Genomic DNA, 19,415 nt, shown 5'->3' with positions numbered 1-19,415 from the left:
ATATTTTAATAGGCCTTTGCAAATACCACCCTCCCCTGACTTTCTTCCCCGCACTGAATACAGGCCCCGGATTCCGCTTTCCGGTCAAAGGGAATGCAGCGGATGGTGACATTGAGCCGCTCCTTGACGGCTTTTTCACATTCGGCGCGGCCGCACCAGTGCGACCACGCAAACCCGCCGTGAATTTCCGGCTCCTCCGGGTTTTGCGGGGTGAAAAACGCATTAAATTCATCGGGATCGTCAATGTCGCGCGTGTTTTCCTGCAGAAAACAAAGCGCCTTTTCATACAATCCGGACTGAATTTCATCAAGGATTTCCATGATTTTTCCGATAAATTCGTCCTTTTGCATGGAAAAGCGGTCCCTGCGGTCCCGGTCCCGCCTGGAGACAAACACCGAGTCCGCATCCATGTCCTTGGGACCGATTTCCACCCGCAGGGGAATGCCTTTTTTGATCCAGTCCCAGTTGCGGGTGCCCCCGATGTTGCGGTCATCGACTTCCACCCTCAGGAGCGTGCCGTGATAGTTCTGCTGCCGCAGGCGTTCGGCGATTGCCTGGGTGTATGCCATCACGCTGTCGTTGGTTTCCTTTTTCTTTAAAATCGGCAAAAGCACCACATGGGCCGAAGCCACCCGCGGGGGCAGGACAATTCCGTTATCATCGCCGTGGGTCATGATCAGGCCGCCAATCATGCGGGTGGACACGCCCCAGGACGTGGTCCATCCGTATTCTTCGGTTTCCATGGCGGATTGAAACCGGATGCCCGAGGCCCTGGCAAAGTTCTGGCCGAGAAAATGGGATGTTCCCGCCTGCAACGCCTTTTTATCCTGCATCATGGCCTCAATGCAGGTGGTGACCTCCGCGCCGGGAAACTTTTCCGCAACGGTTTTTTCCCCGGTGATGACCGGTATAGCCAGGTATTCTTCCGCCATCCGTTTATATACGTTAAGCATCATATAAGTGCGGTCAATGGCCTCTTGTTTTGTGGCATGCACGGTATGGCCTTCCTGCCAGAGAAATTCGCTGGTGCGCAAAAAAATCCGGGTGCGCATTTCCCACCGGACAACGTTGGCCCACTGGTTGAGCAGCATGGGCAGGTCCCGGTAGCTTTTGATCCACCGGGCAAAAGCATCGCCGATAATGGTCTCAGAAGTTGGCCGCACGATCAGGGGTTCGTTGAGTTTGCCTGCGGGCACCAGGCGGTTGTTTTCGTCCTTTTCCAGCTTGTGGTGGGTGACCACGGCGCATTCCTTGGCAAACCCCTCCACATGCTCGGCTTCCTTTTCCAGAAAGGAGATGGGAATAAAAAGGGGAAAATAGGCGTTTCTCACGCCTGTGGCCTTAAACATGTCATCTAAGGCCCGCACCATGTTTTCCCAAAGTGCGTACCCCCACGGCTTGATCACCATACAGCCCCGCACCGGGGACAGTTCAGCCATGTCTGAGGCCCGGATGACCTGTTGGTACCATTCCGGATAATTTTCCGCCCGGGTGGGACGGATTGCGGTGTCGTTTTTTTGCGTCATTATCAAACCTCTGGGAAAAGCGTTTCAAGTTTGACGGCTTCGTAAAAAGTCCAATATCTGCGTTGCGCTTCATCTCTCGTCATTCGACGTACGGACAAGTACGCCTCATTCCTCGAGATTCGCGCGCCTTGATCTTGAACTTTTTACTTTGCCGTCCCAAAATTGACTTTTTACGACGCCATCAAGTTTCAGATTAAAGGGACAAGGCAAAACCTGCAGGTTCTATGGCTCGTGGTTTTCCTCCAGCTGCCGGACTGCGGCCAGCAATTCCCGGACCAGCCGGTCTTCAGGGAATTTTTTGACCACTTTGCCTTTTTTAAACAAGATGCCCGTGCCCCGGCCGCCGGCAATGCCCACATCAGCCTCCCGGGCCTCTCCGGGCCCGTTTACCGCACATCCCATGACTGCCACCTTGATGGGCGCCCGGCTGGACAAAAGGGCTTTTTCCACATTTTCGGCAATGGAGAACAGATCAATTTCGCATCTGCCGCAGGTGGGACAGGAGATGATTTCCGGGCCCCGGCGGCGAATGCCAAGGGCTTTTAAAATTTCATAGCCCACGCGGACCTCTTCTGTTGGATCCCGGGTCAGGGAAACCCGCAGGGTATCGCCGATGCCCCGGGCCAGGATGCCGCCGATGCCCATGGCGGATTTGACGATTCCGGCATAGAGGCCGCCGGCCTCGGTGACCCCCACGTGCAGGGGCACATCGGATTGTTCGGAAAAAAGTTCATAAGCCTCGATGGTTTCCAGCACGTTTGAGGATTTCAACGAAACCTTTACCTCGTGAAAATCCATTCCCCCAAGCCCGGCCACCTGGCGCATGGCGCTTTGGACAAGCGCGGCAGGCGTAGGCCCGCCATGGGCCTGATAAATGTCCCTGTCCAGGGATCCGGCATTGACCCCCACGCGGATGGACAGCCCGTTGTCTTTTGCCGCGGCCACCACCGCCCGGATTTTGTCCCTGGCCCCGATATTGCCGGGGTTGATGCGAAGGGCTGCGGCCCCGGCTGCGGCTGCGGCCACGGCCAGCCGGAAGTCAAAGTGGATATCGGCAATCAGGGGGATGGTGATCTGCGTGCAGATTTTGGAAATGGCCCGGGCCGCGTCCATGTCCGGCACAGCCACGCGGATGATTTCGCATCCGGCCTGCTCCAGACCCCGGATCTGCGCCACTGTGGCCGCCACATCCGCGGTGTGGGTGTTGGTCATGGATTGCACGGATATGGGGGCATTGCTCCCCACCGGCACACTGCCCACGTGAATCTGCCGGGTTTTTTTTCGCTTGATGGTCGTTGGCATGAATTGCGGCCGTTTGGTGTCGGTTTATTTTTGATGCTGCCGGCATCGGGGGTTGAAAACCCCTGCATATTTGATATTGATTAACAAAGGGGATATTTTAGTTCAAGTCAAATGTGGAAAAATAGAAATGGAGAGGGTTTATGGAAAAAGATGATGCCCGGCTCCCGCAGCAGGTGGCAGAGCGTGCAAAAGACGGCGAATTGCCCTGTGCCGTGGCCTTTGAGATTGCAAATCAGCTAAATACAGCGCCGGCAGCCGTTGGCGCGTGTGCCGATGAAATCAAGATTCGTCTGGTAAAATGCCAGCTGGGGCTGTTTGGCTACAGCCCGGATAAAAAGATCGTCAAGGCCCGGCCTGAAGTTTCAGACACACTTCGCCGCGCCATTGGCGAAAATTTGGAAAACGGCAAACTGCCCTGTCAAAGGGCCTTTGCCATTGCATCGGATCTGGGTTTGTGCAAAATGGATATCAGCGGTGCCTGTGAAACCCTTGGGATCAAGATCAAGCCGTGCCAGCTCGGCGCCTTTTAAAATTCGGCGCCGCTAGCCCCTTCCAATGCAGCGCTTCTATCGCAGAAACGGATTGGCGCGTTTTTCCTGGCCGATGGACGTGGCCGGGCCATGTCCGGTATAAACCTTTACGTCATCGCCCAGGGGAAACAGCTTGGTTTTGATGCTGGAAATCAGGGTTTGAAAGTCGCCCCCGGGCAGGTCGGTTCGGCCGATGGAGCCGGCAAAAAGGGTATCGCCCACAAATACCATCTTGTCCGTGTGCAGGGAGATGCCGCCAGGGGAATGCCCCGGGGTGTCCAGCACCCTGAGGGTGATTTCGCCAAAGGAGATGGTGTCGCCTTCCTGCACTGTCCGGTCCGGGGCCGGCGAGTTCTGAGCGGAAAGGCCGAAGGCTGCGGCTGTGCTGACCAGATCGGCAAGCATGGCCTCGTCTGCCGGGTGAATCACGATATCCGCACCGCTGGCCTTTTTGAGGTCATAATTGCCGCCCACGTGATCAAAATGGCCGTGGGTATTGATGATATATTTAAGGGTCAGACCGTCCTTGGCCAGCTCCTTGAGGATTCGGTCTGCTTCATCTCCGGGATCAATCACGGCTGCGGACTTGGTGCTCTCGCACCCTATAATGTAGCAGTTGGCCATTATGGGGCCTACGGCAAGGGATTTTAAGATCAACGGCCACCTCCTGTTTGCTTTTTTCTTTTGGCTTGTTCAACGATTTCCACGATAGCGGCAACCTTGGTTTTCGGCGGCTCCGTGACCAGGCTGTTGTAGGTTTCAGCCGGAAGATTCTCCTTTAGATAAGCATCCACGTCAAAAATTTCCCACCAGCAGTCCAGTATCTTGAAACAGGGCATGCTGTCAGCCCCGCTGATCAGGCAGTAGCGAAACGGGATGATGCTGCCGAGCCTGGGGCAGCGGATCTCCAGGTTGTCTTTTTGCGGATCAAACATGGCTTACACGCTTTTTAAATGTTGGGGTTTGGGATAATCCTCATACACTTTTTCAGATCCGTGCAAATCCTTCTGGGACAGCTCAATGTCTTTGATGTTACCGGAAAAATAAGCCTCATAGGCGCCCAGGTCAAGCAGGCCGTGTCCGCTCCAGTTAAACAGGATTACCTTTTCTTTTCCTTCCTCTTTGGCTTTTTGGGCCTCTTCCGCCACCAGGGCCAGGGCATGGCAGCTTTCCGGGGCGGGAATGACTCCTTCGGTGCGGGCGGCCAGCACGCCGGCGGCATAGCTTTTGCTTTGGGTCACGGACCGGGCCTCGAAAATTCCTTCGTCCACCAGCTGGCTCACAGTGGGGGCCATGCCGTGGTAGCGCAGGCCGCCGGAATGAACCGGGGGCGGCACAAAGGTGTGACCCAGGCTGTACATGGGCAGAAGCGGGGTGTACTTGGCCGTGTCTCCGTGGTCGTAGACAAAGGGCGCCTGGGTCAGGGTCGGACATCCGGCCGGCTCCACCGGGTAGATATCCACATTTTTGCCATGAATTTTGTCATAGGCGAAGGGAAAGGCCAGGCCCGCGAAATTGCTGCCCCCGCCGGCGCACCCGATAATCACGTCCGGATATTCGCTGACTTTTTCCAGCTGCCGCTTGGCTTCCAGGCCGATAATGGTCTGGTGGAGCATGACATGATTGAGCACGCTGCCCAGGGAATAGCGGGTCTGGCCACTTTCATCGGCCACAGCCGCCTCGATGGCTTCGCTGATGGCAATGCCCAGGGTTCCCGGGGTGTCGGGGGTCAATTCAAGGACTTCGCGCCCGGCCTTGGTGTCCATGCTCGGGCTGGGCACGCAGTTGCCGCCCCATGCCGCCATCATGGTCTTGCGGTAGGGCTTTTGATCAAAGCTGATGCGCACCATAAATACCTTGCATTCCAGGCCGTACTGGCAGCAGGCAAAGGACAGGGCGCTTCCCCACTGGCCGGCGCCGGTTTCGGTGGTCATTTTTTTGATCCCGAACTCCTTGTTGTAATAGGCCTGGGGTACGGCGGTATTGGGCTTGTGGCTGCCCGGCGGGCTCACGGATTCGTTTTTGAAATAGATGCGGGCCGGGGTGTCTAAAGCCTTTTCCAGGTTGTAGGCCCGCACCAGGGGAGTGGGGTGCCAGATGGACAGCACATCCATCACCTCATCGGGTATATCGATCCACCGCTTGGTGCTGACTTCCTGCTCAATTAAGTTCATGGGAAAAACAGGAGCGAGCTGGTCCGGGGAAAGGGGGTTTCCGTCCGGCCCAAGCGGCGGGTTGATCTTGATATCCGCCAATATGTTATACCATTGCCGGGGAATTTCCTCCGGCTTCAGGAAGATTTGTCTGTTTCGCATTCAGGGCTCCTTTTTGAGTTACAGTGGACATATCGTTGCCAGATGCTGTCGAGAATTCCGTTGATAAACGCGCCGGATTTCTCTGTTCCGTATTTTTTGCCGATATCAATGGCCTCGTTGATGGCCACCTTCTCGGGAATGTCATTGCAGAAAAGCATTTCATACACGGCGATGCGGATAACGTTGCGATCCACGTAATCCATCCGCGCTAGTTTCCAGTTGCTGGAAGTCTCGGCCAGGCGGCCGTCGATTTCCGCCTTTTTGGCCACCACCCCGCGCACCAGTTCCAGGCCGAAGGGTCGCACTTTTTCCTGAGGCTCCAGCAGTGTACACAGTTCCTGGATCATCTCCTCGGAATCGTCTTCCAGGGTGTCCATGCAGAACAATGCCTGAAGTGCCATTTCTCTTGATTTCCGGCGGATTTTCATAAGAAAATGGTTACGCCTTTATGAGATCGGCCAGATTGGCCATTTCAATGGCGGAAATAGCTGCGTCCCATCCCTTGTTGCCGGCCTTGGTGCCGGCCCGTTCAATGGCCTGTTCAATGGTATCGGTGGTGATGACGCCGAAAATAATCGGCACCCCGGTATCCATGCCAACTGCGGCGATTCCCTTGGATACCTCGGCGCTGACATAGTCGAAATGGGGGGTGGAACCCCGGATCACGGCACCCAGGCAGATCACGGCGTCATATTTTCCGCCTGCGGCCAGTTTTTTGGCTATAAGAGGGATTTCAAATGATCCGGGAACTTTGATAACCTCGATGTCCGCATCATTGGCGCCGCTACGCACCAGCGCGTCCAATGCGCCGGAAAGCAGTTTGTCAGAGATAAAATCATTGAAACGACTGACCACAATGGCAAAGCGCCGGCCTTCGGCCAGCAGATTGGCTTCGATGAATTTAGGCATGAGCCTTTTTCCCCTGGTCTTTGGTTTTGTCCTTTGCTGAAACGCTTAAATAATGGCCCATCTTGAGCTGCTTGCATTCCAGGTAGCAACGGTTGTAGTCATTGGGCTCGGTTTCAATGGGCACCTGGTCCACCACGCTTAAGCCGTAGCCTTCCAGGCCCACGATCTTCTTGGGGTTGTTGGTGATCAAACGCATTTTGCGTATTCCGAGATCGGCCAGCACCTGGGCGCCGATGCCGTAATCGCGCAGGTCGGCCTTGAATCCGAGTTTTTCATTGGCCTCAACGGTATCATAGCCCTGATCCTGGAGGACGTAAGCCTTGAGCTTGTTGACCAGTCCGATGCCCCGTCCTTCCTGCCGAACATAGAGCAGCACGCCGCAGCCTTCCTTTTCCATCATGACCATGGCCTTGTGCAGCTGCTCGCCGCAGTCGCATCGCATGGAGCCGAAAATATCACCGGTCAGGCACTCGGAGTGCACCCGTACCAGGGTGGGGGCTTCCGGGTCAATTTCGCCCTTTACCAGGGCGATATGCTGGAAATCATCCACGTCGTTTTCATACACCCGGACCCTGAAGGTGCCGGCAAAACTGGTGGGAATCTCGGTTTCCACCACGTTTCGCACAAAGGATTCGGTGCGCATGCGGTATTCGATCAAATCGGCAATGGTGCAGATGCCGATGCCGTGCTCCTCGCTGAATTTTTCCAGCGACGGCATCCGGGCCATTGTGCCGTCTTCGTCCATGATTTCACAGATCACCCCGGCGGGTTTCTTGCCGGCCAGCCGGGCCAGGTCCACCGATCCCTCGGTCTGGCCGGTGCGCACGATCACCCCGCCCCGGCGGGCCCGCAGGGGAAACACATGCCCCGGCATGACCAGGTCATCCGGTCCGGCGTCATCGGCAATGGCCGTTTGGATGGTCGTGGCGCGGTCTGCCGCGGAAATGCCCGTGGTGACCCCTTTTTTTGCTTCAATGGAGGCCGTAAAGCCGGTTTCAAACTGGGAAGTGTTTTGCTGCACCATCATTGGAAGGCCCAGGTCTTCCACCTTTTCCGGGTTTAAAGAAAGACAGATCAGGCCGCGGCCGTATTTGGCCATGAAATTGATGGCCTCGGGCGTGACCGCCTCTGCGGCCATGGTCAGATCTCCCTCGTTTTCCCGGTCCTCGTCGTCGACCAGGATGACCATTCTGCCGTCCCGGATCTCCTTGATGGCTTCTTCAATCGATAAATGTCCCATTGTTATACTCCGTAAATTTCATGGAAACGCGAAAACCGCCCGGGGTTCACACGGCAGGTTGGTTTCGTGTCCATTTGTTGTTTGGTGCAAAACCCGTTAAATCGAATTCTAATATCCTGATTTTTAAAAAAATCCGGTTTTTGCCAAAAATGTCATATCAATTCTTTCCTGCCGGGAATCGCCGAGGTCATCTCCCTTTAGGAATTTTTCCACGTATTTTCCGATCAGGTCGGTTTCAATATTGACCCGGTCGCCGGGATTTTTCAGCCCAAGGGTGGTGATTTTTGCCGTATGAGGGATCACCGCGATTTCAAACCGTCCTGCAGCGCAGGTGTTGACCGTCAGGCTGATGCCGTCGACAGCAACTGATCCCTTGGCAATCAGGTACCGGCTGATTTGTTCGGATACGGCAAAGCCGAATACGATGGACCCGCCCAGGTCTTTTTTATGCGTGATCTGGGCACTGCCGTCGAGATGGCCGGATACCAAGTGGCCGTCTAACCGGTCAGACAGGCGAAGGGCCCGCTCCAGGTTCATTTGCTGGCCGGGCCGGGCATCGGCCAGGGTGCTGCGGGAAAGGGTCTCGGCGGAAACATCCGCGGAAAACCGGGTTCCGGAAATTTCCACCGCTGTCAGGCATGCGCCGTTGACGGCAATGCTGTCGCCGATGCGGGTGCCGTCCAGGGCAAAATCAGCGGAAATGGTCAGCCGCCGGCCGGTTCCCGCAGGCTGGCTGTTTGCAAGGGTGCCCAGACCCTCGATAATTCCGGTAAACATTTTTCTGCCTGTTGTTAAAAAAGGTGTTAAAGCCTAACACGCTAAAACCTTAAAATTTTCTATTTATATCAAGTTGAACCAAATGGCAAACATGTTTTGCCGCATGTGTGGATTTTTAAATAACAAACCTGAATCATTTGATATATCCTTGAATCAGAATGTCGTCTCCGATTTGCTCTGTTTCCATGTCTCTTACGGAAATCGCCGAGGACATCAGCTGCGGCCCCGGCCCGCTACAGATCCCCATGCCATCGCCCCCGAGAATCTTCGGGGCGTAAAAAAAGCAGATTTTGTCAACCAGGCGGTTTTGCAGAAAGGCGGCGGCAACCCGGCTGCCGCCTTCCACCAGCAGGCTGGTGATGTTTAACTGTCCGAGCTTTTCCATCAGGGCATCAAGATCCACCCGGTTCTGTTTTTCCGGCAAATACAGGATCTGTGCGCCTTGCTGCTCCAGGCGGGCGGCCTTTTGGGGCTCGGCATTTTCTGATGCGGCAACCACGGTGGGGGCATTGGATTTCTGAGAAAGCATTTTGGCGGTTTCCGGCATGGAAAGCCGTGTGTCCAGAATCACCCGGACCGGGTCCCGGCCGGTGCTGTTTTCCAGACGGGTGGTCAGGCTCGGATCATCGGCTGCCACCGTGTTGATCCCCACCAGGATGGCATCGCAGCAGTGGCGCATTTGGTGTACCCGGGCCCGGGCGGCCGGGCCTGTGACCCATTTGGCATCCCCGGTGAGCGTGGCGATTTTGCCATCCAGGGTGGCTGCGCATTTGAGCAGCACAAAGGGCCGCCGGGTCTGAACGTAATGGATAAAAAATTCATTGAGCCGGCGGGCCTGCGGCTCACAAATCCCGGTTTCCACGTCTATTCCGCAATCAGCCAGAAACCGGGCGCCTCCGCCGGCCACTTCCGGGTTGGGGTCGGTCATGGCGCAGACCACCCGGCTGATGCCCGCCTCCAGGATGGCCTTTGTGCACGGCGGGGTGCGGCCCTGGTGGTTGCAGGGCTCCAGGGTGACATACATGGTGGCCCCCCGGGTACGGCTGCCGGCATCGGCAATGGCATTTACCTCGGCATGCGGACCGCCGGCTTTTTCGTGCCAGCCGCGGCCGATGATTTGTCCGTCCTGTACAATCACCGCCCCCACCATGGGATTCGGTGATGTGCGGCCGGCGCCTTTTTCAGCCAGCTCAAGGGCCGTTTTCATGTAATGATCATCCGGATGTTCCATGGGCAAAACCTGTTATTGTATCCGCAGCACCCGCCTTATTGTATAAAACTAAACATAAGCATTTTCTGAAAAAAAAGAACGGCTCCGCAAAAGGGCCGCGGAACCGTTTTTCTGGTGTGCTGCAAAATGGTTGTTATCTCTGGTCCAGAAGGGTTTTGAGTTCGGTGACAAAGTCGTTGACGTCCTTAAAATCTCGGTATACCGAGGCAAACCGCACATAGGCCACCTTGTCGAGTTCATGGAGGCGCGCCATGATTTTCTCTCCGATCACCCGGGAAGGGATTTCCTTTTCCTCGGCCTCCCGCAGGTCGCGCTCGAGTTCCTCGATAAAGACCTCAATGACATTCATGCTGATTTCGCGCTTCTCGCAGGCCCTTTTCAGGCCAGAGCGGACCTTGTCCCGGTTAAATATCTCCCGCCGCTTGTCTTTTTTGATGATCATCAGCGGGATTTCCTCTACGGTCTCATAGGTGGTGAACCGTCGCCCGCACAAAAGACATTCCCGCCGCCGGCGGATGGCGTTTCCTTCCTTGCTCAGTCGTGAATCAATGACCTTGTTGTCGTTTTCACTGCAAAACGGGCATCGCATCAGCTGCCTCCTTTAACCTGCCGCAGCCGGATACCGGCTTCTTCGAGCAGGGCGGTGGACAACTCATCCGCATATCCTTCCTGGTAACAGATTTCGGTGAGCCCGGCATTGATAAGCATTTTGGTGCAGATGGCACAGGGCAGATTGGTGCAGTACAGGCTTGCTCCGCGGATGGCCACCCCGTGGTATGCAGCCTGGATGATGGCATTTTGCTCCGCGTGAATGCCGCGGCACAATTCATGGCGCTGGCCGGATTCGATGTTCATGCTCTCACGCAGGCAGCCCACCTCGGCGCAGTGGCGGATTTTGGCGGGCGCGCCGTTGTATCCCGTGGCCAGCACGCGATGCTCCTTGACCAGCACCGCCCCCACGGCCCGGCGAAGGCAGGTGGAGCGCCGGGCCACGAGATTGGCAATGTCCATGAAATAATCATCCCAGGCAGGGCGCTGGCCGGTTGGGGTCATAAATGTTTTGCCTTTTCATTGCAAGGCGTCCGGGCCGCTGGTTTTGACGAATTTCGGCAGCGGACAATCGATGCACGCCTTTATGGGGTTTGCGCAAACAGCGGAAACCCGGCGCAAAGTTCCTGCACTTGCTGCCGGATGCCTTCAATGCGGGCCGTGTCATCGGGGTGCTTGAGCACATCCACGATAAATCCCCCGATTTTTTGCATTTCCGCCTCTTTCATGCCCCGGGTGGTCACCGCCGGGGTGCCGATGCGGATGCCGCTTGTGACAAAGGGGCTTTCCGTGTCAAAGGGCACGGTGTTTTTGTTTACGGTAATGCCGGCCATGCCCAGGACTTCCTCTGCTTTTTTGCCTGTAATCAAAAGGTTGCGCAGGTCTGCGAGCATCATGTGGTTGTCAGTGCCCCCGGAAATGAGATCCACACCTTTTTTCTGAAGTACGGAAGCAAGGGCACGGGCGTTGCCCACCACATCAGCCTGGTAGGCTTTGAACTGTTCATTGGCGGCAAGCTTGAAGGCTACGGCCTTGGCTGCGATCACGTGCATCAGGGGCCCGCCCTGGATCCCGGGAAAAATTTCCTTGTTTAACACCTTGTCCAGGTCGGTTTTGGCCAGAATCAGCCCGCCTCTGGGACCACGCAGGGTCTTGTGGGTGGTGGATGTGACCACGTCGGCATGGGGCACGGGGGAGGGGTGATGTCCGGTTGCCACCAGCCCTGCAATGTGGGCCATGTCCACCATGAACCAAGCGCCAACGGATTTGGCAATCCGGGAGAAAGCCTCGAAATCGATTGTCCGTGAATACGCGCTGGCTCCGGCAATGATCATTTTGGGCCGGTGCTTTTCAGCCAGGGCCGCCACCTGGTCGTAATCAATGGTGCCTTCTTCTTTGGTGACACCGTAATGGGCAAACTTGTAAAACCGGCCTGAAAAACTGGCCGCAGCGCCGTGGGTCAGGTGGCCGCCGTGGGAAAGGTCCATGGCCAGGATGGTGTCGCCCAGTTCCAGAAGGGCGAAAAACACGGCCATGTTGGCCTGAGAGCCGGAATGGGGCTGCACGTTTGCGTATTCGGCGCCGAACAGTTGTTTTGCGCGCTCAATGGCCTTGGTTTCAGCAATGTCCACGTATTCGCATCCGCCGTAATACCGCTTGTCCGGGTATCCCTCGGCATACTTGTTTGTCAGCACGCTGGACTGGGCGCTCATGACCGCAGGGCTGACAATGTTTTCCGAAGCGATCAGTTCCAGGGTGGTTTTCTGACGGTCATATTCCCGGGAAATGGCTTCTGCGATTTCCGGGTCAGCCTTTTTGACAATGGACAGGTTCAGGGACAGATCGTCGGCGGTTGCATTTTTATCCGTAATATCGCTCAAGGGTCAGTTTCCTCCACAAAATTTTTCCAGCCGCTGGCTGTGCCGCCCGCCCTCAAAAGGGGTTTGAATCCAGGCTTGCAGAATCTCGCGGGCCAGTTCAGTGCCGATCACCCTTCCGCCCATGACCAGGATGTTGGCGTCGTTGTGACGGCGGCTCATGATGGCGGAAAAGAGGTCGTTGCACAATGCCGCGCGCACCCGGCCAAACCGGTTGGCCACCATGGACATGCCGATGCCGGTGCCGCAGATCAGAATCGCGCGCTCATATTCGCCGCTGTCCACCTTGCCGGCCACACGGGCTCCGAAATCGGGATAATCCACGGACTGTTCAGAGTCAGTTCCGAAGTCGTCAACTTTAAAGTCAAGTGAAATCAAATAGTTTTTTACGATTTCCTTGAGTTCGTAGCCTGCATGGTCAGAACCGATGGCAAGGGGAAGCATCCTGGGCCTCGTTTTCCTTTTGGTTTGGTTGTGTTTGGGTGCGTACGGGACGAACCGGCAATATTGCCGGGGGATTACGACTGGGTTTTTTTAATGATGTAGTTGATGGCGTCTTCCACGGTTCGCAAGTTTTCGGCGTCTTCGTCGGGCACCTCGATATCAAACTGTTCTTCCATGGTCATGATCATTTCCACGATGGCCAGGGAGTCGGCCCCCAGATCATCAATTAATGATGCCTTGGGTACCACGTCAGCCGGGTCCACCTCGAGTTTTTCGGAAATGAGCTTTTTGACCTTGTCTTCGATTGTCATGATCGCTGATCCCCTTACGCTTCGGTCTCAATAACGGTACGGCCCTTGTAATTGCCGCATTCCGGACACGCCCGGTGGCTCATGACCGCCTCGCCGCACTGGGTGCAGCGGCTCAGTGCCGGAGCCTGGGCTTTCTGGTGGGTTCTGCGCTTGTCCCGCTTGGACTTGGATACCTTGTGCTTGGGTACTGCCATTTGAATAATCTCCCAACTATTTGAAATAATTTGTTAAATATATTAACTGCTGGTAAATGATCATTTAAAATCAATAGGGTAAAATCTGTTTCATGTCAAGGGATTTTGCAGGGCTGAAAAAAAGCATTCTTGATTTTTATCATATTGTCGGCTAAATTAAATAGTTTTCTTTTGCCGAAACTGAGCGTTTCAAATTTTTAAAATTTTTATTTGTCTATTATTTTAGAGGAGTTAAGTCCGTTTTAGCTTTAAAAATTTGAAACGCTCAGTTTCGGTTTTATGATGATTTGAACGGTCACAACCGGATAACCCGTAAACGACAGGACAGATTTGTATATGGAAACCATCATCACCCGTTTCCCGCCAAGCCCCACGGGGTTTTTGCATATCGGCGGAGCGCGCACGGCGCTTTTTAACTGGCTTTACGCCCGGAAAGCCGGCGGCCGGTTCATTCTCCGGTTCGAGGACACGGACACGGAAAGATCCACGCAGCAATATGTGGACGCCATTGTCGATGCCCTTGAGTGGCTGGGCATTGACTGGGATGAAGGCCCCTTTTATCAGTCCCGGCGCCTGGATGTATATGAAAAATATATTCAGCACCTGATAGACACGGGCAGCGCATATTACTGCACCTGCTCCAAAGAAAAGATCGAGGCCATGCGTCAGCAGGCCGCCCAAAGCGGGGGCAAGCCCAAATATGACGGCACCTGCCGGGAAAAAAACCTGCCGCCCACACCAGGGGCGGTGGTGCGTTTTAAATCTCCTCTGATGGGAAACACCGTGGTGGAGGACAAGATCCGGGGCAATATTGTTTTTCCCAATGCCGAGCTCGACGATTTCATTATCCGCCGCAGCGACGGCATGCCCATATACAACCTGGCCGTGGTGGTCGATGACATCACCATGGGGGTCAACACCATTATCCGGGGCGATGACCACATCAGCAACACCCCCAAGCAGATTTTGCTCTACCGAGCCCTGGGTGCGGAGGTGCCGGATTTCGGCCATGTACCGATGGTGCTGGGCCCGGACAAGGCGCGGCTGAGCAAGCGGCACGGGGCCATGAGCGTGACCGCCTACCGGGATATGGGCTATTATCCCGACGCCCTGCTCAACTACCTTGTGCGCTTGGGCTGGTCCCACGGGGACCAGGAGTTTTTCACCCGTGAAGAGCTTATTGAAAAATTTGACATCGAACACATCGGCCGGTCTGCCGGGGTTTTTAACCCGGAAAAACTCCTGGCGTTAAATGCCGAGCATATCCGCAGCACGCCGCCTGAAAAACTGGTCCCTCACCTGATTCCGTTTTTGGGCGGGCACGGGATTGCAGCCGAAGACAACGCGTTTTTACACGCGGTGATCAAGACCCTGCAGCCCCGGTCCAAGACTTTTGTGGAAATGGCTGAGGCTGCGGTGTTTTATTATTCGGCCCCGGAAAACTACGAGGAAAAAGGGGTCAAAAAGTTTTTTAAACCCGAAGTGGCCGCGCCGATCCGGGATCTGATCACGGAGCTGAAAAACACGGAACCCTTTGATGAAAAGCATCTGGAGCCCGTGTTTGTAAAGGTCATGGAGGCCCATGACCTGAAATTCGGTAAAATCGCCCAGCCGGTGCGCCTGGCCCTGTCCGGCAAAACCGTGAGCCCGGGCATATTTGAAATGATCGAGATCCTGGGCCGGGATGAAACCATTGCACGGCTGGAAAAAGCCGCGGCGTTTATCCGTGATCAGGCTGAAAAACAGGCGTGAACCGGGTAAAAAATTTGGCTTGACACAATTTGGTTTTTTGTTATTTTACGTAGATACAATTTTGCTGATGAGGGTTGGTCTAGTGGCAAGACGACGGGTTCTGGCCCCGTTAACCCAGGTTCGAATCCTGGACCCTCAGCCAATTACCTTTGGAAAGCCCCGAAAAATGGGGCTTTTGCTGTTTCAAAAACCCCTGGAAAAAGTCTTTTTTACATCAGGGACATCAGCGATTCCCACCGTTGCTCCTCGGTTTCCGCCGGCAGGCCCCGGGCCTTTAAAATGCCGGTGATTTTTTCGTCATTGAAGCGCAAAAACGGATCAACCCGGCGCTCCTCGTCTAAGGTGGCACAGACATGGTCAGGATCGTATTTGGCCAGATACGCATCCAGGTACTTGTTGTCCGGCTCAAGGCTTCTGGCAAATGCCACGTATTCTTCCACATAGTCATGGCCTGCATACACGACAGTATCGCCCGGCAGCTGCAGAAGGGTCTTGATGGATGTCAGAAACCGCTGGTGGTTTCCGGTAAAACATCTGCCCACTTTTCCGTTAAACAGGGTATCGCCGGCAATCAGGATGCGGTCAAAGTAAAAGCAAACAGAGTAAACCAGATAGCCCAGGTTGTCGGCCCCGTATCGGAATTGTTCAATATGCATCGATTCCCTCCTGATCGATCTGATGCTTTATGAATGCCATTGGTTTTACAACTGCCTATATCAGCACAAAAAAAATTGATCAACAATCGGGATGAACCCTCAGCGCCGGTCTGGTGCCGGTAACCGGAAAGTCCTGCCTGGAGGTTGCGCTTTGTGTATGTAGTAATTATATATAATCAGAAAAGCAGAAAAGATTTTCCATGCCTGTCAGCCGGATTTCGCAATCCTGCTGCAGGACTGCTGAGCCTTGATCGTCGGTTTATCAATACATAGGGGATATTTCATGGGTAATTCCAACAAGGGGAAAAGAAGGATTTCTTTTCGTGTGGCTGCACCGGATGCTTTAAGTCTGAGCCTTGCCGGAGATTTCAACAACTGGGATACAGACAAGCATCCGCTGAAGAAAATGCCCGGGGGGTTCTGGGAAAAAAACGTTATGCTGCCGCCGGGCCGCTATGAATACAAATATATGATCGACGGCAGATGGTGTCTGGATCCGGCCAACCACAAGAGCTGCGAGAATTGTTTCGGCGGCCGCAATTCGGTTATCGAGGTGGCTTCCGCCCCTGCGGCGGTACGCTTGCGGAAGCCGTAAGCCGCATTTTTGAGCAGGCGGCAAGCCGGGCTAATCCTTATTTTCGCACCGCAAAGCACAGCCCGTCGTGGAGTGCTGAGTGCATGGGCAGGAAAGAAAGGATTTGAACGCTTTGCCAGTCGGAATCGGCATAAATGGCCTGGTTGAATTTTTTTGCATCCACAAACGCGGTATTGTCGGCAATCAGCAGGCCGCCGGGACGCACCAGGGGTGTCAGTTTGACAAGTGCTGCGTGGTAGTCCTTTTTTTCAATATCCATGAATACAAAATCAAACGGGCCGTCAAGTTCCGGCAGTACCTGAAGACCGTCTGCCTCCATGACGGTCACCACTTCGGAAAGCCCCGCCTGATCCAGGTGGGTCCGGGCTCTTTGGGCCATATCTGCATTGTTTTCCAGGCTCAGGACCCGGCCGTTGGCCGGCTGGCATGCCCGGCCCAGATAGATGGCCGAATACCCAGTGGCCGTGCCCAGCTCCAGGATATTGACAGCGCCGGTGGCACGGGCAAGGACAAACAGCAATTGCCCCACCACCGGACCCACAATGGGTATGCTTTCCTTTTGGGCTTCTGCCTCGAGTTTTTGCAAAACCGCATCCCGTTGTGGGATGAGTTGAGAAAAATAGGTTTCCGGGTGTTTGACCGTGTCTGCCAAGGCGCGTTCTCCTGTTTTCAAATGTGTTGTCCGGATGCTTTTTCAGTAACCAATCATAATTTCTGTTTGCCGCATTTGCAAGCCGCTTTAGCGCCGGGGTCTTGATAATGCCCTGACAATTGGCAATCTTGAAAATTTCACCGACTGAATCGCTTCTTGCTTTTTGGGTTTTGCAGCCCGGCAATACCGGCCAAAACAGGCGTTGATTGTTGCTTCGGTTTGACGCTTCAGGGGGTTTGATGTATATTTTCAACCAGGTATGGGTATTGACAAAAACACCACAGGGGGTGGCTGATGAAGCGCACGCAATGGAGCAGCAGGGACCTGGAGCAGATCCGGGAGCATGGACTCTCTGAGCAAGTCGTGGAAGAACAGGTTGCCGTTTTTGAAAAAGGCGCACCTTATGCCGAGCTGGAGCGGCCTTGCACGGTGGGCGACGGCATCAAGCGGCTGGGAGACGAGGATCTTGACGAATATATCCGGGCTTTTGAAAAGGCTGTTTCCCGCCGGCAGGCAGTGAAATTCGTGCCGGCTTCCGGCGCGGCCACGCGAATGTTTAAGGCCCTGCTCCAAATTGCCCACAGCCATTCGTCCGTGGAATATGCAGAGATATGCGCAAAAGGCCAAAAAGAGGGGGGCGCTTATGCCGAGGCCTGCAGCTTCATGGATCAGGTTCAGCAGTTTGCCTTTTATGCAGACCTGGCCCAAAAGATGGGCAAAGACGGCCTGGATGCGGCAGAACTGTGCAAGCAGGGTGATTTTACCCAAATTTTTGAGTACCTGCTAACGGACAAGGGTCTGGATTATGCCTCAACCCCCAAAGGCTTGATTCTGTTTCATAAATACCCCGACGGCGCCCGCACCGCATTTGAGGAGCATCTGGTGGAGGCGGCCGCGTATGCAAAGGATCAGGACAGCAAATGCCGGCTTCATTTCACCGTGTCCCCGGAGCACCGGGCGGGATTTGAAGCCCTGCTGCGGGCCAGGCGCCGCGACTATGAACAGGCATACACTGCCGCCTATGATGTGGGTTTTTCCCGGCAGTCGCCGGCCACTGACACCATTGCCGTGGACATGGAAAACCGCCCCTTCCGGGATTCAGACGGGGGGCTGGTGTTCAGGCCGGGCGGCCACGGGGCCTTAATCGACAATCTCAATGTCCTGGATGCGGACTTGGTTTTTATCAAAAACATTGACAATGTCGTGCCCGACCGGCTGAAAAACGAAACCTACCGCTGGAAAAAAGCCCTGGCCGGATATCTGGTGAAGCTGGAAAAGCAGATTCGGCGGTTTCAGGAGCAGCTGGCAGGAGACAGCGCCCGAAACTCGGATCTTGACGAGGCCGCCGAATTCGTGGAAGACCAGCTCGGGGTTCGGTTGCCGGATTATTTTAGAAATGCTTCATCGGATCGCAAAAAGGCGTTTTTAACAGATCGGCTGCACCGTCCCCTGCGTGTGTGCGGCATGGTGCCCAGCACGGGCGAGCCCGGCGGCGGCCCGTTCTGGGTGAAAGACAAAGAGGGCGGGGCTTCCATTCAGATCGTGGAAAGCGCCCAGATTGATCCGGATTCCCCCCGGCAGCAGGAAATCGCAAAGGCCCTGACCCATTTCAATCCCGTGGATATCGTGGCCAGCCTTAGGGATGCCAATAACCGGCCATTTGATCTGCACCGGTATGTGGATGATCAGGCGGTGTTTATTTCCGTTAAATCCAAAGACGGCAGGGAGCTAAAGGCCCTGGAGCACCCGGGCCTGTGGAACGGGGCCATGGCCGGGTGGAATACGGTGTTTGTGGAAGTGCCGCTGATCACGTTCAATCCCGTAAAAACCGTCAATGATCTGCTGCGCAGGGAGCATCAGGGATAAGATGGAAAAAAAGATATATCGGAAATCAAAACCCCGGCCTTGGACCTGCCTGCAATGCAAGGCCTTATTTTACCTTGATTCCCGCCAGTTCCTGGACAAGGCGCTTGCGGGCCTTGATATCATACTGGGAGGTAATGGCGATCTGCTCCATGATGGGTGAACCGCCGCCGTGGTAGTTGCCGTAGTTGGTGGTGCCGGCTGCGCCCGTGCAGGTGTTTTCAATGAAATACAGCCAGAACTTGATCTGGTCATCCACGGGGATATTGGGGTTGCGCTTGAGGTATTTTTCCAGAATCGGCTTTAATTCCGGATTGGTGATATCGCTTTCATACGGAAACGTGGACGGAAACCCCCCTGCGATGTTGCACAGCATTTCCTGTTCGTGAAACACGGCTTCCCCGGTCAGACAGCGGCCCACATTGGCATAGATGGAATCGGGAATGCAGCTTCCCGGCCCGTAGGGGGTCCGGCCCATGCCCGGGATATAGACCTCGGGTTTGCCAAAATCAGAGGCGGTGTAGCCGGCTGCATAGCCCAGCTCGGTGACCTTGATGATCTCGGCAAACATTTCCCGCACATGGGAAGTTTTCTCAATGCCGTTGTATTCGGCCGCGGTTGCAGCCAGGCCCAGCAAAACATCGCCCAGGGCGGGCTTGCAGCCCGAGTAGCTGTGGCGGTGAAACAGGGCA

At 55.1% G+C, this 19,415-nt stretch carries 23 protein-coding genes and 1 tRNA gene; 5 read left to right on the top strand and 19 right to left on the bottom strand.

What is annotated here, in order from left to right; all coding sequences use genetic code 11:
• Positions 1-5: 5 nt before the first annotated feature.
• Both proS and ispG read right to left on the bottom strand, forming a co-directional pair.
• A complete protein-coding gene (gene proS / locus R6U41_RS02970; RefSeq protein ID WP_410268343.1) occupies positions 6-1,526 on the bottom strand; it encodes a proline--tRNA ligase in 1,521 nt (506 codons plus the stop codon).
• Positions 1,527-1,748: 222 nt separating this feature from the next.
• Positions 1,749-2,828 (bottom strand): flavodoxin-dependent (E)-4-hydroxy-3-methylbut-2-enyl-diphosphate synthase, encoded by a 1,080-nt coding sequence (gene ispG / locus R6U41_RS02965; protein WP_410268342.1) that lies wholly within the window; start codon positions 2,826-2,828, stop codon positions 1,749-1,751.
• 140 nt (positions 2,829-2,968) lie between these two features.
• On the opposite strand from ispG, the gene R6U41_RS02960 reads away from it, so the two are divergent.
• Positions 2,969-3,358: a hypothetical protein gene (locus R6U41_RS02960; RefSeq protein ID WP_410268341.1), complete on the top strand. Its 390-nt coding sequence runs from the start codon at positions 2,969-2,971 to the stop codon at positions 3,356-3,358.
• A gap of 36 nt (positions 3,359-3,394) precedes the next feature.
• On the opposite strand, the gene R6U41_RS02955 is transcribed toward R6U41_RS02960, so the two are convergent.
• From R6U41_RS02955 to rpmF, 14 genes are all read right to left on the bottom strand, one after another.
• Positions 3,395-4,015 (bottom strand): MBL fold metallo-hydrolase, encoded by a 621-nt coding sequence (locus R6U41_RS02955; RefSeq protein ID WP_410268340.1) that lies wholly within the window; start codon positions 4,013-4,015, stop codon positions 3,395-3,397.
• Entirely contained in the window at positions 4,012-4,293 is a 282-nt protein-coding gene (locus R6U41_RS02950; RefSeq protein WP_410268339.1) for a hypothetical protein, read from the bottom strand. The genes R6U41_RS02955 and R6U41_RS02950 overlap by 4 nt, the downstream gene beginning before the upstream one ends.
• A 3-nt stretch (positions 4,294-4,296) precedes the next feature.
• Positions 4,297-5,673, bottom strand: a complete 1,377-nt coding sequence (locus R6U41_RS02945) for a TrpB-like pyridoxal phosphate-dependent enzyme (RefSeq protein ID WP_410268338.1) — start codon at positions 5,671-5,673, stop codon at positions 4,297-4,299.
• Entirely contained in the window at positions 5,649-6,101 is a 453-nt protein-coding gene (gene nusB / locus R6U41_RS02940) for a transcription antitermination factor NusB (protein ID WP_410268337.1), read from the bottom strand. The genes R6U41_RS02945 and nusB overlap by 25 nt, the downstream gene beginning before the upstream one ends.
• A 10-nt stretch (positions 6,102-6,111) precedes the next feature.
• Positions 6,112-6,582, bottom strand: coding sequence for a 6,7-dimethyl-8-ribityllumazine synthase (ribE, locus tag R6U41_RS02935; RefSeq protein ID WP_410268336.1), 471 nt, complete (start codon positions 6,580-6,582; stop codon positions 6,112-6,114).
• Complete coding sequence (locus R6U41_RS02930) at positions 6,575-7,822, bottom strand: bifunctional 3,4-dihydroxy-2-butanone-4-phosphate synthase/GTP cyclohydrolase II (protein ID WP_410268335.1); 1,248 nt, start codon at positions 7,820-7,822, stop codon at positions 6,575-6,577. The genes ribE and R6U41_RS02930 overlap by 8 nt, the downstream gene beginning before the upstream one ends.
• A gap of 123 nt (positions 7,823-7,945) precedes the next feature.
• The gene (locus R6U41_RS02925) at positions 7,946-8,599 is read right to left on the bottom strand and encodes a riboflavin synthase (protein WP_410268334.1); all 654 of its coding nucleotides are present in this window, start codon (positions 8,597-8,599) and stop codon (positions 7,946-7,948) included.
• A 133-nt stretch (positions 8,600-8,732) separates the two neighbouring features.
• The gene (gene ribD / locus R6U41_RS02920) at positions 8,733-9,830 is read right to left on the bottom strand and encodes a bifunctional diaminohydroxyphosphoribosylaminopyrimidine deaminase/5-amino-6-(5-phosphoribosylamino)uracil reductase RibD (protein ID WP_410268333.1); all 1,098 of its coding nucleotides are present in this window, start codon (positions 9,828-9,830) and stop codon (positions 8,733-8,735) included.
• 133 nt (positions 9,831-9,963) lie between these two features.
• Positions 9,964-10,419 carry a transcriptional regulator NrdR gene (gene nrdR / locus R6U41_RS02915; RefSeq protein WP_410268332.1) on the bottom strand — a complete coding sequence of 152 codons (456 nt, stop codon included), beginning with the start codon at positions 10,417-10,419 and terminating at the stop codon, positions 9,964-9,966.
• Positions 10,419-10,883: a deoxycytidylate deaminase gene (locus R6U41_RS02910; RefSeq protein WP_410268331.1), complete on the bottom strand. Its 465-nt coding sequence runs from the start codon at positions 10,881-10,883 to the stop codon at positions 10,419-10,421. The genes nrdR and R6U41_RS02910 overlap by 1 nt, the downstream gene beginning before the upstream one ends.
• Before the next feature lie 80 nt (positions 10,884-10,963).
• Positions 10,964-12,214, bottom strand: a complete 1,251-nt coding sequence (gene glyA / locus R6U41_RS02905) for a serine hydroxymethyltransferase (protein WP_410268355.1) — start codon at positions 12,212-12,214, stop codon at positions 10,964-10,966.
• Between the two features lie 48 nt (positions 12,215-12,262).
• Positions 12,263-12,700 (bottom strand): ribose 5-phosphate isomerase B, encoded by a 438-nt coding sequence (rpiB, locus tag R6U41_RS02900; RefSeq protein ID WP_410268330.1) that lies wholly within the window; start codon positions 12,698-12,700, stop codon positions 12,263-12,265.
• Between the two features lie 74 nt (positions 12,701-12,774).
• Complete coding sequence (locus R6U41_RS02895) at positions 12,775-13,011, bottom strand: acyl carrier protein (RefSeq protein ID WP_181549960.1); 237 nt, start codon at positions 13,009-13,011, stop codon at positions 12,775-12,777.
• A gap of 14 nt (positions 13,012-13,025) precedes the next feature.
• On the bottom strand, positions 13,026-13,205 hold the full coding sequence (rpmF, locus tag R6U41_RS02890) for a 50S ribosomal protein L32 (protein WP_410268329.1): 180 nt from the start codon (positions 13,203-13,205) through the stop codon (positions 13,026-13,028).
• A gap of 336 nt (positions 13,206-13,541) precedes the next feature.
• Here rpmF and gltX point away from each other — a divergent pair, with 336 nt between their 5' ends.
• On the top strand, positions 13,542-14,957 hold the full coding sequence (gene gltX, locus R6U41_RS02885) for a glutamate--tRNA ligase (protein WP_410268328.1): 1,416 nt from the start codon (positions 13,542-13,544) through the stop codon (positions 14,955-14,957).
• A gap of 68 nt (positions 14,958-15,025) precedes the next feature.
• Positions 15,026-15,099 (top strand) — tRNA-Gln (locus R6U41_RS02880).
• 67 nt (positions 15,100-15,166) lie between these two features.
• On the opposite strand, the gene R6U41_RS02875 is transcribed toward R6U41_RS02880, so the two are convergent.
• Entirely contained in the window at positions 15,167-15,613 is a 447-nt protein-coding gene (locus R6U41_RS02875; RefSeq protein ID WP_410268327.1) for a hydroxyacylglutathione hydrolase C-terminal domain-containing protein, read from the bottom strand.
• 283 nt (positions 15,614-15,896) lie between these two features.
• Here R6U41_RS02875 and R6U41_RS02870 point away from each other — a divergent pair, with 283 nt between their 5' ends.
• Positions 15,897-16,208 (top strand): isoamylase early set domain-containing protein, encoded by a 312-nt coding sequence (locus tag R6U41_RS02870; protein ID WP_410268326.1) that lies wholly within the window; start codon positions 15,897-15,899, stop codon positions 16,206-16,208.
• Positions 16,209-16,245: 37 nt separating this feature from the next.
• Here the strand turns inward: R6U41_RS02870 and R6U41_RS02865 are convergent, their stop codons facing one another.
• Complete coding sequence (locus tag R6U41_RS02865) at positions 16,246-16,860, bottom strand: O-methyltransferase (RefSeq protein ID WP_410268325.1); 615 nt, start codon at positions 16,858-16,860, stop codon at positions 16,246-16,248.
• A 294-nt stretch (positions 16,861-17,154) separates the two neighbouring features.
• Between R6U41_RS02865 and R6U41_RS02860 the strand changes: the two genes are divergently transcribed.
• On the top strand, positions 17,155-18,726 hold the full coding sequence (locus R6U41_RS02860) for a DUF4301 family protein (RefSeq protein ID WP_410268324.1): 1,572 nt from the start codon (positions 17,155-17,157) through the stop codon (positions 18,724-18,726).
• Between the two features lie 64 nt (positions 18,727-18,790).
• Here the strand turns inward: R6U41_RS02860 and R6U41_RS02855 are convergent.
• Positions 18,791-19,415: 4-hydroxyphenylacetate 3-hydroxylase C-terminal domain-containing protein (locus R6U41_RS02855; protein ID WP_410268323.1), on the bottom strand; the 625-nt coding region annotated here is incomplete at its 5' end.

Origin of the sequence: Desulfosalsimonas sp. (assembly GCF_046483245.1) — a bacterium.
Lineage (GTDB): Bacteria > Desulfobacterota > Desulfobacteria > Desulfobacterales > Desulfosalsimonadaceae > Desulfosalsimonas.
Note: the sequence above shows the minus strand (reverse complement) of the source record. Positions and strands in the feature narration are given on the sequence as shown.

Bases quoted from the DNA above. Each gene is read 5' to 3' on its own strand.
- R6U41_RS02870 (WP_410268326.1), top strand. From the start codon at position 15,897: ATGGGTAATTCCAACAAGGGGAAAAGAAGGATTTCTTTTCGTGTGGCT.
- ispG (WP_410268342.1), bottom strand. From the start codon at position 2,828: ATGCCAACGACCATCAAGCGAAAAAAAACCCGGCAGATTCACGTGGGC.
- nusB (WP_410268337.1), bottom strand. From the start codon at position 6,101: ATGAAAATCCGCCGGAAATCAAGAGAAATGGCACTTCAGGCATTGTTC.
- ribD (WP_410268333.1), bottom strand. From the start codon at position 9,830: ATGGAACATCCGGATGATCATTACATGAAAACGGCCCTTGAGCTGGCT.
- R6U41_RS02960 (WP_410268341.1), top strand. From the start codon at position 2,969: ATGGAAAAAGATGATGCCCGGCTCCCGCAGCAGGTGGCAGAGCGTGCA.
- R6U41_RS02925 (WP_410268334.1), bottom strand. From the start codon at position 8,599: ATGTTTACCGGAATTATCGAGGGTCTGGGCACCCTTGCAAACAGCCAG.
- R6U41_RS02930 (WP_410268335.1), bottom strand. From the start codon at position 7,822: ATGGGACATTTATCGATTGAAGAAGCCATCAAGGAGATCCGGGACGGC.
- gltX (WP_410268328.1), top strand. From the start codon at position 13,542: ATGGAAACCATCATCACCCGTTTCCCGCCAAGCCCCACGGGGTTTTTG.
- ribE (WP_410268336.1), bottom strand. From the start codon at position 6,582: ATGCCTAAATTCATCGAAGCCAATCTGCTGGCCGAAGGCCGGCGCTTT.
- rpiB (WP_410268330.1), bottom strand. From the start codon at position 12,700: ATGCTTCCCCTTGCCATCGGTTCTGACCATGCAGGCTACGAACTCAAG.
- R6U41_RS02875 (WP_410268327.1), bottom strand. From the start codon at position 15,613: ATGCATATTGAACAATTCCGATACGGGGCCGACAACCTGGGCTATCTG.
- R6U41_RS02950 (WP_410268339.1), bottom strand. From the start codon at position 4,293: ATGTTTGATCCGCAAAAAGACAACCTGGAGATCCGCTGCCCCAGGCTC.
- proS (WP_410268343.1), bottom strand. From the start codon at position 1,526: ATGACGCAAAAAAACGACACCGCAATCCGTCCCACCCGGGCGGAAAAT.
- R6U41_RS02910 (WP_410268331.1), bottom strand. From the start codon at position 10,883: ATGACCCCAACCGGCCAGCGCCCTGCCTGGGATGATTATTTCATGGAC.
- rpmF (WP_410268329.1), bottom strand. From the start codon at position 13,205: ATGGCAGTACCCAAGCACAAGGTATCCAAGTCCAAGCGGGACAAGCGC.
- nrdR (WP_410268332.1), bottom strand. From the start codon at position 10,419: ATGCGATGCCCGTTTTGCAGTGAAAACGACAACAAGGTCATTGATTCA.
- R6U41_RS02860 (WP_410268324.1), top strand. From the start codon at position 17,155: ATGAAGCGCACGCAATGGAGCAGCAGGGACCTGGAGCAGATCCGGGAG.
- R6U41_RS02945 (WP_410268338.1), bottom strand. From the start codon at position 5,673: ATGCGAAACAGACAAATCTTCCTGAAGCCGGAGGAAATTCCCCGGCAA.
- R6U41_RS02895 (WP_181549960.1), bottom strand. From the start codon at position 13,011: ATGACAATCGAAGACAAGGTCAAAAAGCTCATTTCCGAAAAACTCGAG.